Origin of the sequence: Pseudomonas bananamidigenes (assembly GCF_001679645.1) — a bacterium.
GTDB lineage: Bacteria > Pseudomonadota > Gammaproteobacteria > Pseudomonadales > Pseudomonadaceae > Aquipseudomonas > Aquipseudomonas bananamidigenes.
In genome coordinates, this window is the sequence record NZ_LRUN01000050.1 from 18,735 (window position 1) to 32,643 (window position 13,909).

Sequence of the window (13,909 nt, forward strand, 5' to 3'; positions counted from 1 at the left end):
TCATGTCTTCGCCTGAATCCACCCTCCTCCAGAGCTGGAGCCACAACGCTCAGGCCTGGACGCAAGCCATCCGCAGCGGTGCCATCGAAAGCCGTCAACAAGTCACCGATCAGGCGATTCTGTTGGCGGTGATGGGGCGCCAACCTGAACGTGTACTCGATCTGGGATGCGGCGAAGGCTGGCTGTTGCGGGCACTGGCGGAACGGGGAATCGAAGCAATCGGCGTGGACGGTGATGCCACACTGGTCGAGGCAGCGCAAGCGGCGGGATCGTCTCCCGTGTACGTCGCCAGCTATGAAGAGCTGGCAGAAGCGAAAGTCGACATCGGCCGCGATTACGACCTGATTTGCGCCAATTTTTCTCTGCTGCATCAGGACATCATCCCGCTGCTTGCCGCCATGCACGCCCTGCTCGTGCCTGGCGGTGCGCTGGTGATCCAGACGCTGCATCCGTGGTCGGTGGCCGCCGGTGATTATCAGGATGGCTGGCGGGAGGAAACCTTCGACGGCTTCAAGGGCCAGTGGCAGCCGATGCCGTGGTATTTCCGCACCTTGTCCAGCTGGCTGAATGCGCTGGACATGGCCGGGTTTCAGTTGACCAGCCTGCGGGAACCACAACATCCGCAAAGCCCTGCACCGCAATCCTTGTTGCTGGTGGCCGAGCGAAGAGACCCATCGTCGGCCCCGGGCCTGAGCTGAACACGGCAACCGCCATCCCGCAGCTGCCAAGCGGACTAGACTGTCAATCCAGCGTGTCCAACCTGCCGAGGATGACTGCCATGCAACGTTTCCAGAAAATCACACCGTGCCTGTGGTTCGACGATCAGGCCGAAGCAGCGGCGAAGTTCTACTGCTCGATCTTCGACCACTCGAAAATCACCGCCGTCACCCACTACGGCAAGGCCGGCCAGGAGTTTCACGGCCGCCCGGAAGGCTCGGTGATGACCGTCAGTTTTGAACTCGACGGTCAAACCTTCACCGGCCTCAATGGCGGGCCGGTGTTCACGTTCAATGAGGCGGTGTCGTTTCAGGTCAACTGCCAGAACCAAGAGGAAGTCGACCATTTCTGGGGCAACCTAAGCGCCGGCGGGCCGGTGCAAGCGCAGCAATGCGGCTGGCTCAAGGACAAGTTCGGCGTGTCGTGGCAGATCGTGCCGGTTGCCTTCATGCACATGATGACCGACGCCGACCAGACCAAGGCCCAACGGGCGATGCAGGCCATGCTCGGGATGAAAAAACTCGACATCGCAGAACTCGAGCGAGCCTTCGCCGGCCAGAGCTAATACACTCGGGCACTGGCCTGCCGAGAACCATAACGATGAAACACGCTGCCGCCAAAAAAACCGAACAAGCCCCACGCTTCTGGCGCGACGACGCCCTGCCCTTCATCGAAGCGCGGGCCATCGCCGATGGGCGTGAGGTCTGTTATTCCCGACATTCCCACGCGCACTTTTCAATCGGTGCGATCACCGCCGGGCGCAGCACTTACGTGCATGAGCAATCCTCGTTTGAAGTGGCGGCCGGCACCGTGGTGCTGATGAATCCGGGGGATGTCCACGCGTGCAACCCCATCGATGATCAGCCGTGGTCTTATCTGATGCTATACGTGGAAACGCCGTGGCTGACCGATCTGCAGCATCAGTTGGGCTTCAATGCGGAACTTGAGTTTCGACGGTTTTCCGATACCCATTTGCATGACGTTCGCCTGTTTCGCGACTTGAATGCGCTATACGCGGTATTGGTCGACGAGCAGCAAGACCTGCTGCGCAAACAGAGCGCCGCCGTAGAATTCTTCAGCGACCTGCAACGGCGCCTGAACCCCATCAAATACCCGTTGCGCGAACCCAACTTCAAACTCGAACGCGCCGCCGATTTCATTCGCCAGCACTGCACGGAACTGCTCAGCCTCGACGACATCTGCGCCGCTGCCGAATTGTCACCGTCGTACCTGATTCGCGCCTTCAAACACCACTTCGGCATGACGCCTCATGCGTTTTTGGTCAACCAGCGCATTCAGTTTGCCCGCGAGTGTCTGCGACGTGGGCAGTTGATCGCGGATGTGGCACTGGAGGCAGGGTTTGCTGATCAGGCGCATTTCCAGCGGGCGTTCAAGCAGCATCTGGCGGCTACGCCGGGGCAGTATCGGGGATAACAACAAAACGGCCCGCGTTGCTGCGGGCGTGGGGGAATCGGCAAAGTTGTCAGTCACGACTTTGTCGCAAGTAAATGGATGCGTCCCCTTTAATCCTTTACTTCTAATTTCTTTCTGAGGTGATCTTGATCGCCGGATAACCTTCGACACGACCGCCGTACCTTTGCGCGAAGTAAAGTTTTCTGTCGGCTCCCGCATGGAGGGTACGCCAGTAATAGTAGCCAGGAAAGGCAGGCTCGGGTTTCCCTTTACCGATAATCGCGTATTGTTCCCAATCAGAATCGCCAAAAAAATATCGATTATCCAGTATGGATTTCAATTCCTGATCATTGAATGTCAAAAACTTTCCATCAATCCATTTATCCAGTTCAGTGCTCGAAGCTGTTGGTGATAAAGAGTACCTTCCGGGACTGGTGTGGACGAACTGAACATTTCCACAGGTAATTGGATATGTTTGTGTGCGCTGCAAGGCGTCGGTGACAGTGATTTCAGTGGTGCCGTTGCCTGTACTGCTTACAAGGCCAGAATTTGAGTCAACCGTTGCAACAAGAACATTTCCAGAACGATAGGAATAAGGTGGAAGGCCTGATACAGGGGTGCGTATATAAGTCGTATTTTCAGGACCGATCATCCGATATTCCGTTGCAGCCCAGTAATTTTTGGCACTTGTTGCCAAATAGACATTTCGCCCCAATATAAATGCCGGGCTTTGATCGACTATCAATTCACCAACGATTGTTAAATTGTGTGTGTCCGACTCTATCCCGCGGCGATCCCTAACAGTGTAATTGTGCTTACCCGGCACTTGCCCCGTCAGGGTATGTGAATAACCACTCGTCGCACTCACCGTGATCGTATCGATCCGTGTACCGTTGTCGAGCAAATCAAGTTGTTGACTTGCGGTTCCTCTTCCATTGAAAACAAGTGTGGTTTCTGTAGTGAACCCTCCGTTTGGAATATCCGGCCCGGCGGCGGTACCGGCCTTTACCGAAATAATTGTCGGATCTACCCATGTCACAGCAGCAACGGAATACACCTGATCCGCAAACTTCGTCGCCGTCGCAAAGTTGTTGCTCCTGTCCTCCGACACCCAGAACTCCATCAGCAAACTGGAGCCATCCACCAACTGGGACAGAAAAGTGCCGGGCAATGGTTTGGGCCAGAAGCCCTGGCTGACCCAGATCGCATTGACCTGACTGGCACCACCATCCCAGATCTGCAAGGTGACGGTCGAGCCATCGGGTTTGCGCCCGGTGAGCTTGAGCCAGACCTGCTGCCCCGCCGAGATTCCCGTCCACGTCCGGCCGTGAATCGTGGCGTCTCTGCCGTTCAGTGCTGCGACGTCGAGAATCTTGCCCGGTTCTGCCTCCACGATGATCGGCGGGTTGTAGATTTTCTGATTGGCGGAAATGGTGATGGGCGTTGTTGGCGACACATTGCGGTTGCTCAACTGATCGACCACCGTGGCACTGACCGGATGGGTTCCGTCACCGATCTGCTGAAGGTCAGCAGTCGTCAGGGTGTAGGTGATCGGGTTGGCAGGATGGACGTAGGGAATGGTTTTGCTCCACGTCCCCACAGCCAGCGTCACCACGTCATATTCGCGCGGATAGCTGCGGGTAAAGGTGAACGTGGCCGGCTGGCCCGAGCCGATGCTGGCCGGATGGCTGACCGTAATGCCGGAGGCCGGGTTGTTGAACAGCACGTTGAGTATCGGCGTGGATTGATCTTTATTACCGCTGACCCGGGTGACTTCGTAGTACAGCGTATTGAGGCCATCCTTCAACACTCCCCAAAGCAACTCCATCAAAATGCGGTTGTTCTCTTCACCCGGCTTGATAGGCTTGATCACGGAAGTCGCCTGACCGTTGACCCACAGCCTGACGGAATCCCCCACCGCCAGTGTGGTGGCCAGTGTCGTGATCGGATCGATCACCATGAACAGCGGGATGGACGGTGAATGGATGCTCAGGGGAATGCCGAAATGATAGACCCCGGGCGGGAGCACGTTTTGTTCTGCTCCCGGAATGGCCATCGGAAACAGCTGTAGCAATCTGGTGATCTCTACCGAGTTGACGTTGATGCTCATGTTGCTCTCCTGGCGTGCGCTGAGAACCCCTCTGCGGGAGGGTTCATGACACCGTGAAAGCAGAGCATCGTCACCTGTCAGATCTGACAGGTGAGCCCGATAAAAAGACGAATGGTGTTCGGTGAAGGATTTATCTGCAGACACCAAAAGGCCCTGTCGGCAATTTTTGTCTGGCGAAATCTGTGGCGAGGGAGCTCGCTCCCGCTCGAGTGCGAAGCGCTCGCAATACTTTTCGGGGGCTGCTTCGCACCCCGGCGGGAGCAAGCTCCCTCGCCACAATCGCTCCCTGGCTACAGGTTTGAATCAGCCTTCAGTTCCAGATTATCCAGCACCCGATTCACCGCCAGTTCCCCCAGCATGATCAGTTGCCCGATGCCCAGCAGCACATGCCGCTGGGGCGCATCGATCATCCCGGCGAAATCGCTGGCCATGGTTTTGGCCGAGGTCAGGGTCTCGCAGGCGTCGGCCAGCAGTTCTTCGTTCGCGATGCCAGGGGCGATTAGGTAGCGGGTGCCGGGTTTGAGCAGCGGTTTTCTGGGGTGGAACGGATTGAGGTAGTGATCGAGGGCGCGCTCGGCGGCTTCGTGGAATTTCTTGGAATCGAGGGTTTCGTAGGGCGAGGTGGTATCGGTTTCGGGCGGGTTTGGCGTTGGTTTGATCATTGTGAAGCTCCCTGATTGATGGAGCTGCCACGGTTCGCTGCGAAACGAATGGAGGTGGCAGCTGTACGCGGGTTCGCAGACCGGGAATCAAGGAACCCGGCATACCCGAGGGTATCCCGCGCACAACCGCCATTACGCGATCAGCCAAAAAAACTGAACGGAAACGACGCTCTGGGCGCCTTGATTGATCCGGGCTGCGAAACCCGATCGCTGATTCGTCAGCGACCGGCACACGATAAAACCCGCCCCCAAGGCCCACAAGCAGGCGGATTCTGGCGGATGCGTAGGCAAAGGCGCAAGAAGTTGTGGCTTGCCGGAAGCATCCTTAAACACTTTTAAACCCAAGGCCCGTCATGCTTACGGCAGCAACAGATACACCGCACTCACCGCCAGCAACCCCGCCATCACCCGGTTGAACAAGCGCATCCCCGCCGGGTTGCCGAGATAGCCGCGAAGAAACGTCCCGGCATACACCCAGCACCCGACCGACAGATAACAGATCACCAGATACACCGCCGCAAACTGCCACACCAGCCGCGCCTCGCCATCGGCGACAAACGCGCCCATCCCCGCCACGCAGGCCAGCCAGGCCTTGGGGTTGAGCCATTGCATCACCGCGCCATAGAGCATCGACGGCGCCCTGCCCGACTCTCCTGTATTCAGCTGACCATTATCGGTGGCCAGTTTCCAGGCCATGAACAGCAGAAACGCCACCCCGGCCAGTTGCACCACGCGGGTCAGCGCCGGCCACAGTTTCAACACTTCGTGAAGACCGAGTCCCATCAACACCAGCAACAACACAAACCCCAGCGTCGCCCCGGCCACATGCCGCTGGCTGGCGCGAAAGCCGAACTGCGCCCCCGAACTCAACGCCACGATATTCACCGGCCCCGGGGTAATGGACGCGGCCAGGGCAAACGCCGCCATCGACACAATCAGACTCATCGCACACCTGCTTCAAATCGAGGAACAAGGCGCACACATTAGCCAGCACCCAGCGAACGGTATTGAACGAAATTACCCCCGCGCCCGCAGACCCACTACGCTCTACCTCAGTGACCACTCTCGACCAGGACGTCGCCTCCATGATTCTGATGCTGTTGCCAGCCGCCGATTACGATCCCACCGAAAGCAGCGTGCCCTGGCAGGCGATGCGCAATGCGGGCATCGAAGTGCGCTTTGCCACGCCGCAGGGCTTGCCCGCCCACGCCGATCCACGATTGGTGGATATCGGCTTCGGCCTGCTCAGTTCGATGCTGATGACGCGCAAGGCCGATCTGGATAGTTACACCCGGATGATCGAGTCCGAAGCGTTCAAGCAACCCCTTGCCTACGCCGATGTCGACACGAGCCAGTTCGAGGGTCTGCTGATTCCCGGCGGCCATGCCAAGGGGATGCGCACGCTGCTGGAGTCCACGCAGGCCCGGCAGATCGCCCTGCAATTTTTCAAGGCCGGAAAACCCGTGGCGGCGGTGTGTCACGGCGTGCTGTTGCTGGCCCGCACCCTCGATCCGAACACCGGGCGTTCGGTGTTGTTCGGGCGCAAAGTCACGACGTTGCTCGCGGCAACCATGGAATTGCCGGCGTGGCTGATGACCGCTGCGTGGCTGGGACGCTACTACCGCACCTACAAACAGACGGTCGAGGCAGAAGTGAAAACCGCACTGGCCAGCAAGGCCGATTTTGTACGCGGGCCGCTGATCGCCAAACGCGATTGCGCGCAGAAACCCCAAGCCGGATTTGCGGTGCGCGACGGCCAATTGCTGACGGCCCGCTGGCCCGGCGACTGCCATCGCTTCGCCGCCGAATGGGTGGCCATGTTGCAAGCCACCCGGCGCGATCCGCTGCTCAGTCCAGACGTGGCACGGTAAAGCGGAACTCGCTGCCCTGCCCCGGCTCGCTCTCGGCCACGATCCGCCCGCCATGGGCTTCGACGATACCCTGCGTGATGTACAGGCCAAGCCCGGTGCCGTTCGGGTTGCCTTCCTTCACCGTCCAGTAGCGATCAAAAACGTGCGGCAAGTGGTCCTTGGGAATGCCTTCACCGCTGTCACGCACGGTGAAGACGATGTCGTCGCCGACCGATTTGGCCACCACATCGACCGTGCCCAGGCGCGGCGTAAACTTGATCGCATTGCCGACCAGATTCGACAGCACCTGAAACAGCCGCTCGGGGTCGGCATGGATGCTCAGATCGGGGTCGGCCTCGAACGAGATGCTGATGTCCTTGTCCAGCGCCAGCGGCGCCAGCAGAGATTGCGCCTCTTCGAACATCTGCGCGACATCGAGTTTCTGTGGCGCGATGGTGTAGCGCCCGGCGTCGATTTTCGAAGTGTCGAGCAAGTCTTCCAGCAACGTGTTCATGCGCCCGGCGGCTTGCTGCATGGTGTCGATGGCGGTGGAAATGCGTCGCGAGGTATGCGGGCCGTCGGAGCTGAAGGCCTTCTGCATCATGCCGCACAGCATCGAAATGACGGTCATCGGGTTGCGCAGGTCATGGGAAACCACCGCCACCAGCTCATCGCGGGCCCGCACCGCTTCCTGCTCGCGGCGCACCTGGCGGGCCAGGTCGTTTTCCAGTGCCGAGCGGCGCAGGTCGTTGGCGGCAAACAGGTCGCCGTGGCTCCACTTGGTGGAAATCCCGGCCATCTCGACCTTCCAGATCTCGAACGAGGTACGCGGACGCAGGCGCAGGCCGGCGTCGGAGTTCTCCAGATCCAGCGGCTTGCGCGGATCGCCACTCCAGTTGATGTTCTCTTTGACTTCGGGGCGGAACCACAGCACGCCGTTGTCCACCGGTTTGGGCAGGCTCATGGCGAGCACACCGCTGGCGACCTGCTGATACTGCGCGGCTGGCGGATAAACGCTGGCCAGGTGATGGCTGGCGAACACCGGCTCGCCACGCTCCTGCAACCACTTGTGCAGGGCACGAATCTCCTCCGGCTCCGGGCAATTGCCGTAACGATGCAATTGCTTGTCCTCGATGATCGCGATACCGCCGGCGTTGGTCAGCGCCATCAGCACCTGTGGCTGGTTGGCCAGGCCATCGAAGACGTTTTGCGGTGAGTCGATCATTGCCTGATTGAGCAGTGCCAGCGCTTCGACCTTTTCCTCACGCTGGCGGCTGACTTCCAGCGCTTCCATCGCGCTGATCTGCAACGACAGCACCTGGCCGATGGTCTGGCACGCCGTGCGCAATTCGTGCGGCACGTGCAGCGGCTGGCGGTTGCCGCAACTGATCAGGCCCCAAAGCTTGTCGCCCTTGAGCAGGGAAATGCTCATCGACGACAACACGCCCATGTTCTTCATGTACTGACAGTGAATCGGCGACACACTGCGCAAGGTGGCGAAACTCAGGTCCAGCGGGGTCTGGGTGTCCGGGCGCAGCTTGGGCATCAGCGGAACCGGCTGGTAGTCGGCGTTCGGAATGATCCGCAACCAGTTGGTGCGGTACAGCTCCCGGGCCTGCTCGGGGATATCGGACGCCGGGAAGAACAAGCCGTTGAACACTTCCATCGACGGGTCGGACGCTTCGGCGATGACCTGGCCATGACCCTCTTCTTCGAAGCGATAGATCAGCACCCGGTCGTAACCGGTCATGGCCTGGATTTCCTTGACGCTGATGTCGTACAGCGCCTGCAGGCTCTGGGCCTTTTGCAGGCGCGCGAGCATCCGCCCCAGGTGGGTTTCGGTACCGGCGACGTTGCGCGGCTGGAAGTTTTCGACGTGGATTTCCAGCTCCAGGATCAACACATCCTGATGCCGGTGCAGCAAACCTTCGAACGCCGTGCCGTTGAGGCGAAAATGCAGCGGCGGCGCGTCGGTCAGGATCGGCTGCTGCAAGGCCTCGCGAACCTGCACCGCGTGGGCATCGCCGATCAGGCTTTGCAGCGGCTGGCCGATCAGTTCCTGAGCCGGGCGTGCGAGCAAGGTCTCGACGTTGGCGCTGATCTGGATGATCGAAAGGTCCGGCTCGCTCAGGGTCAACAGCAGACCGTGGGGCTGGATCGCGCCGGGAAAACGGATCGGCTCGTCGGCACAGTTGGCCAGCAACTCTTCAAAGGCTTCTTTGTCTTGCGGTGTCATACCAGAACCTCCTGGCTCTCGAGCCAGCGCTCGAAACAGCTGAATGTGGTGTGGGCAGCCGCCACGACGGCTTCACGCTCGTCGGTGTCCATCGGGCGGCTGCCCAGGTATTCGATGAAGTCGCGCCAGCGTCGGCCGGTGGCAGCACCGTAGATGTCCAGGAACGCTGCGCCGTTGTCTGCGCCAAGGCCCAGTCGTGCGGCGATTTCCCGGCGCAGGATTTGCCCGCCGAGGGTCGCGCCCTCCAGCACATATAAAACGCCCAGCGCTGCGGCGGCGGAGTCGATGACGGGTAACTGCCGGCAGTCGGAGAAGTCCGTACCGTTGGCGCCCAGCGCTTGCAGATCCCGTTGCAGGGTCGGTGCCTTGAGGCGCGTATCCAGATCGAAATCGGCAGGGAGCGCACCGCTGTCCCGTAACGCGGCTTCAAGAGGGTGATAAAAGCCGTGATAGGCGCGCATCAATCGCTCGAAAGCGCGCAGATCAAGGGTGTCGGAGAAGAAAGGAAGACGCTTTTCCAGTGCAATGTGCAGTTCGGCCGTGCCGGCGCGCAGATCCTGCAACACTGGTGGTACATGAACCTCGCGGGCCTTTGCTTGCATGTAGTCGCTCGTGCAGTGGGCCGTCGGGGCCATGGGGAATGGAAACAAGCTTACACGGCTATGACGCTTTCTGACCGATTGATTCGGTTTTCAGCCGATTCCGCCTCCCTGCAAGAAGTTGAGAGTTGACGCAACGGGAGAAAGTTCGAAGTCATTTCCCCTCCCGCAGCGCTGTACTGTGACTCTGCAACACGACTGTACGGTCCGGCCCGCATGATCCCATGATAAAAATGACGCTCCCGCCACCGGAGCCCGCGCCATGGATCTCGCCACCCTCTCGCTGTTTCTGCCCGCCTGTTTCGCCTTGAACATGGCGCCCGGCCCGAACAACCTGCTGTCGGTCAGCAACGCCACCCGTTATGGCTATCGGTGCGCCTGCCTGGCGGGGATCGGACGGTTGCTGGCGTTCGCCGGGATGATCGCCCTCGCGGCGGCAGGGCTGGCAGTGGTACTGCAGACATCCGAGTTGCTGTTTTACGGGATCAAGATTGTCGGCGCGGGGTACCTGCTGTATCTGGCGTGGCAGCTGTGGCGGGCCAACCCTGCTGCAGAAGACACCGTTACCGCGCCGGCCAGTGGACTTCTGGCCTTGGCACGTCAGGAGTTTTTAGTGGCCGCAGGAAATCCCAAGGCAATCCTCATCTTCACTGCCTTCCTGCCGCAGTTCGTCGACCCGAACCGCGCCATCACCCCGCAGTTCATGTTGCTGGGGGTGCTGTTCCTGCTGCTGGAATGGATCGCCATCAGCGCGTACGCCTACATGGGGCTGCACATGCGTCGCTGGTTCGCCGAGCCGCGCGGCAAGCGGATTTTCAATCGCTGCTGCGCGGGGCTGCTGTCAGCGGCGGCTTCAGTGTTGCTGATGGCCAAACGGGCCTAGGCCTCGGACGGGCCTTTGAGTTCGACCTGATTGCCGTCGGGGTCGAAGCAGTACAGCGACAGGCCGTTGCCCTCGGCGCCGAAACGGGTCTCGGCCTTTTCCACGCTCAGGCCGCAGGATTGCAAATGGCTGATCAGCGCCGCTTCATCGAACGGCTCGATGCGCAGGCAGAAGTGATCGACATTGCGCCGCTCGCTGCCGGCAGCGGCGCCGCCCTTGCGACCGATTTCCCCGTCAAGATCGACCAGGTCGATCATCGACGTACCGGCCCGCAGGTGCACCAGGCCCAGTTTTTCGTTGTGCTTGACCACTTCGGCGCCGAGACCCGGTCGTAGAAATCGATGCTGCGTTGCAGGTCGGCAACACGCAGCACGATGTGATCGATGTGGTGAATCGTGAACGGTGGCATACAGGCAATTCCCGAGTTGTAGCGACCCGGTCACTGTAGTGCAGCGTCCGGAAAATTCACTGTCGATTTTTCGGTGGAGCCATCGAATAACTGGTTTTATCCTCGGCCCATGAACATACAGCCCGCTCTCCTGCCCCCTCACGCCGAAATGGTTCGCGCCATGCTCGCCAGCGACACTGCCTATGAAGGCGTGTTCTTCACGGCCGTGAAAACCACCGGGATCTTTTGCCGCCCGACCTGCACGGCGCGCAAGCCGAAACCGGAAAACGTCGAGTTCTTCGCCCACGCCGACGACTGCCTGTCCGCCGGCTACCGCGCCTGCCTGCGCTGCAAGCCGCTGGACGCTGCCGCCATCGCCCCGGACTGGGTGCAGCGGCTGCTCAAGGCCGTGGACGCCGATCCCGAGCTGCGATGGAGCGACGCGCAATTGCTCGCCGAGGGTATCGAACCCCTGAAGCTGCGGCGCTGGTTCAAACAGCATTTCGGCATGACTTTCCATGCGTGGCTGCGCACTCGCCGGCTTGGCGTGGCGTTGGGCGGGATCAAGCAAGGCACGTCCATCGACCATGCGGCGTTCGATTCCGGTTATGAATCCCTCAGCGGTTTTCGCGATGCATTCCAGAAGTCCTTCCACATCACACCGGGACGCGCAGCGACCAGCGAACCGCTGCTGTTCACCCGCCTGACCACGCCGCTGGGACCGATGATTGCCATGGCCGAGCGACGCGGCCTGGTGTTGCTGGAGTTTCTCGACCGCCCGGCGTTGACCCGGGAAGTCGAAGAGTTGCAAAGCCGTTACCACTATGTCGTTGCACCGGGACACAACGCGCATTTGCAGCAAATTGAACACGAACTGGCACTGTACTTCGCCGGCCAGCTGAGCGAATTCAGCGTGCCGTTGCACCTGCCCGGCAGCGAATTTGCCCGTCAGGTCTGGGCCGAACTGCAGCAAATACCCTACGGCCACACCAGCACCTATGGCAGCATCGCTGCACGGCTGGGCAAACCCGGCGCCAGTCGCGCGGTGGGGCTGGCCAACGGGCAAAATCGGCTGGCGATCGTGGTGCCATGCCATCGGGTGATCGGTGCAGACGGCTCGCTGACCGGCTATGGTGGCGGGCAACCGCGCAAGGCGTTTTTGCTCAGGCTGGAAAATGCCGCCGTGCAGCTCACGCAACCGCTGGCTTTCTGACAAACCGACCATAAACATGCCTGATCCATATCAACCGGCCAGCGAGTTTCTGGCCAGCCTCGACGCCGACTGGCAGCGCCACATCGCGGCGGTCGGCCCATGTCTGCATCAACCGCATCCGGCGCGGGATCCTTATGAATCGCTGGTACGGGCGATTGCCTATCAGCAACTGCACGCCAGGGCAGGCGATGCGATTGTCGGGCGACTGGTGAGGTTGTTTCCCCAACAATCGTTTCCGCGCCCCGAACAGATTCTGGCGACGGATTTCGACCGCTTGCGCAGTTGCGGCTTTTCAGCGAGCAAGATTGCGACGATTCAGGGGATTGCCCGGGCCACTCTGGACGGCGTGGTGCCGGATTACTCGACTGCGCAGGCGATGGAGGATGAAGCGCTGATCGAGCGCCTGGTCAGCCTGCGCGGCGTCGGGCGCTGGACAGTGGAGATGCTGTTGATCTACAGCCTGGAGCGCCCGGACATCCTGCCGGCGGATGATTTTGGCGTGCGCGAGGGGTATCGGCGGTTGAAGGGGCTGGAGGTGCAGCCTACGCGCAAGCAGATGATTGAGATCGGGCTGGGGTGGAGTCCGTTTCGCACCGTGGCGGCGTGGTATTTGTGGCGAGTAGCCAAGCCGTAGGCCGCGTTATCGTTCATCGCGAGCAAGCTCGCTCCCACAGTTGGATCGCATTTCAAGTGTGGGAGCGAGCTTGCTCGCGATTGCGTCAGACTGTTCAATGTTGCATCAAAGGCCTGACTTCAACCGACTGAACGCCCGAATCAAAGCCCGGTTGAACGCCTTGCCATTATCGTTCTTGCTATACAACGAAGCCCTCACCGTCTGCGGCGGATAAGTCCCCGGATCATTGCGAATCGCCGGATCGATCAAACTATCCGCCGCCGTGATCGCATTGGCGTAGTGAATCGTGTCGGTGATTGGCGCAATCACTTCAGGCGTCATCAAATAATCCATCAATGCCAGTCCGGCCTCGGGGTGCGGTGCATCCTTGGGAATGACCATCGCATCGAACCAGATCAGCGTGCCCTCCTTCGGAATCCGGTAATTCAACTTGAACGGCTTGTGGGCCGCTTCGGCCTGCCCCGCAGCGATGGCGACGTTGCCGTTCCACGACATCGCCACGCAGGTGTTGCCGTTAGCCAGGTCGCTGATGTTCAGGTCGTTGTCGAGGTAGCGGATGTACGGGCGGATCTTCGCCAGTTGCTGCTCGGCAAGTTTCAGGTCATCCAGGCTCTGGCGGTTGATGTCCAGGCCCATGTACTTCATGACCGCCGCGAACACTTCGTTCGGATCGTTAAGCAGGCTCACCCCGCAATCGGCGAATTTCGACACCACTGCCGGATCGAACAGCATCGCCCAACTGCCCCGTGGCGCCTCCGGCAGGCGCTGCCTCACGGCCTCCTCCTGATAGCCGACGCCGGTGGTGCCCCAGGCGTAAATCCCGGCGTAGCGGTTGCCCGGATCGAACACCGCCATGTGCTGACGGAACTCTTCACCGACTCCGGCAAAGTGCGGGAGCTGCTGCTTGTTCAGCGTCTGGATCGCGCCGCTCTCGATGGCCCGCGACAGGTGCTGGCCAGCGGTCAGCACCAGGTCGTAGCCGCTGCGACCGGTGAGTAGTTTGGTTTCGACGGTTTCCAGTGAATCGAAGTGATCGGCGACCACCTGAATCCCGGTTTTCGCCTCGAAATTCTTCAGGGTGTCCGGGGCCAGGTACTCGCCCCAGATATACAGATTGACCACCGGTTTCGCCGTCTCGGCGGCCTGCACACACAGGGGTGCAAGCACCAGCAATAACGCTTTACTCAGTTTGTGCAGGCCCATG

General features: G+C 60.3%; 13 protein-coding genes and 1 pseudogene. 7 read left to right on the forward strand and 7 right to left on the reverse strand.

What is annotated here, in order from left to right; genetic code table 11:
- Positions 1-2: 2 nt before the first annotated feature.
- From BBF94_RS17835 to BBF94_RS17845, 3 genes are all read left to right on the forward strand, one after another.
- Positions 3-698, forward strand: coding sequence for a class I SAM-dependent methyltransferase (locus BBF94_RS17835; RefSeq protein ID WP_065260306.1), 696 nt, complete (start codon positions 3-5; stop codon positions 696-698).
- Positions 699-778: 80 nt separating this feature from the next.
- Positions 779-1,282, forward strand: coding sequence for a VOC family protein (locus tag BBF94_RS17840; RefSeq protein WP_065260307.1), 504 nt, complete (start codon positions 779-781; stop codon positions 1,280-1,282).
- A gap of 35 nt (positions 1,283-1,317) precedes the next feature.
- Positions 1,318-2,151: a helix-turn-helix transcriptional regulator gene (locus BBF94_RS17845; protein ID WP_065260308.1), complete on the forward strand. Its 834-nt coding sequence runs from the start codon at positions 1,318-1,320 to the stop codon at positions 2,149-2,151.
- A gap of 103 nt (positions 2,152-2,254) precedes the next feature.
- On the opposite strand, the gene BBF94_RS17850 is transcribed toward BBF94_RS17845, so the two are convergent.
- From BBF94_RS17850 to BBF94_RS17860, 3 genes are all read right to left on the reverse strand, one after another.
- Positions 2,255-4,240 carry a hypothetical protein gene (locus BBF94_RS17850; protein WP_065260309.1) on the reverse strand — a complete coding sequence of 662 codons (1,986 nt, stop codon included), beginning with the start codon at positions 4,238-4,240 and terminating at the stop codon, positions 2,255-2,257.
- A gap of 290 nt (positions 4,241-4,530) precedes the next feature.
- Positions 4,531-4,902, reverse strand: coding sequence for a DUF6124 family protein (locus BBF94_RS17855; protein ID WP_065260310.1), 372 nt, complete (start codon positions 4,900-4,902; stop codon positions 4,531-4,533).
- Positions 4,903-5,259: 357 nt separating this feature from the next.
- Positions 5,260-5,847 (reverse strand): LysE family translocator, encoded by a 588-nt coding sequence (locus BBF94_RS17860; RefSeq protein ID WP_065260311.1) that lies wholly within the window; start codon positions 5,845-5,847, stop codon positions 5,260-5,262.
- Positions 5,848-5,987: 140 nt separating this feature from the next.
- Between BBF94_RS17860 and BBF94_RS17865 the strand changes: the two genes are divergently transcribed.
- A complete protein-coding gene (locus BBF94_RS17865) occupies positions 5,988-6,773 on the forward strand; it encodes a type 1 glutamine amidotransferase domain-containing protein (RefSeq protein WP_065260312.1) in 786 nt (261 codons plus the stop codon).
- Here the strand turns inward: BBF94_RS17865 and BBF94_RS17870 are convergent.
- Together BBF94_RS17870 and BBF94_RS17875 are read right to left on the reverse strand one after the other, a co-directional pair.
- Entirely contained in the window at positions 6,751-8,988 is a 2,238-nt protein-coding gene (locus tag BBF94_RS17870) for an ATP-binding protein (RefSeq protein WP_065260313.1), read from the reverse strand. The genes BBF94_RS17865 and BBF94_RS17870 overlap by 23 nt on opposite strands.
- Complete coding sequence (locus BBF94_RS17875; RefSeq protein WP_065260314.1) at positions 8,985-9,590, reverse strand: biliverdin-producing heme oxygenase; 606 nt, start codon at positions 9,588-9,590, stop codon at positions 8,985-8,987. Before BBF94_RS17875 ends, BBF94_RS17870 begins: the two co-directional genes overlap by 4 nt.
- Before the next feature lie 259 nt (positions 9,591-9,849).
- On the opposite strand from BBF94_RS17875, the gene BBF94_RS17880 reads away from it, so the two are divergent.
- The gene (locus BBF94_RS17880; protein WP_065260315.1) at positions 9,850-10,470 is read left to right on the forward strand and encodes a LysE family translocator; all 621 of its coding nucleotides are present in this window, start codon (positions 9,850-9,852) and stop codon (positions 10,468-10,470) included.
- Here BBF94_RS17880 and BBF94_RS17885 read toward each other — a convergent pair.
- Positions 10,467-10,879 (reverse strand): annotated as a pseudogene (locus tag BBF94_RS17885) (VOC family protein). The gene BBF94_RS17880 and the pseudogene BBF94_RS17885 sit on opposite strands and share 4 nt — an antisense overlap.
- A 109-nt stretch (positions 10,880-10,988) precedes the next feature.
- Between BBF94_RS17885 and BBF94_RS17890 the strand changes: the two are divergent.
- Together BBF94_RS17890 and BBF94_RS17895 are read left to right on the forward strand one after the other, a co-directional pair.
- Complete coding sequence (locus BBF94_RS17890; protein WP_065260316.1) at positions 10,989-12,071, forward strand: bifunctional transcriptional activator/DNA repair enzyme AdaA; 1,083 nt, start codon at positions 10,989-10,991, stop codon at positions 12,069-12,071.
- Between the two features lie 16 nt (positions 12,072-12,087).
- Complete coding sequence (locus tag BBF94_RS17895) at positions 12,088-12,705, forward strand: DNA-3-methyladenine glycosylase family protein (protein WP_065260317.1); 618 nt, start codon at positions 12,088-12,090, stop codon at positions 12,703-12,705.
- Positions 12,706-12,810: 105 nt separating this feature from the next.
- On the opposite strand, the gene BBF94_RS17900 is transcribed toward BBF94_RS17895, so the two are convergent.
- Complete coding sequence (locus BBF94_RS17900; protein ID WP_065260318.1) at positions 12,811-13,908, reverse strand: extracellular solute-binding protein; 1,098 nt, start codon at positions 13,906-13,908, stop codon at positions 12,811-12,813.
- Between the last annotated feature and the right edge of the window lies 1 nt (position 13,909).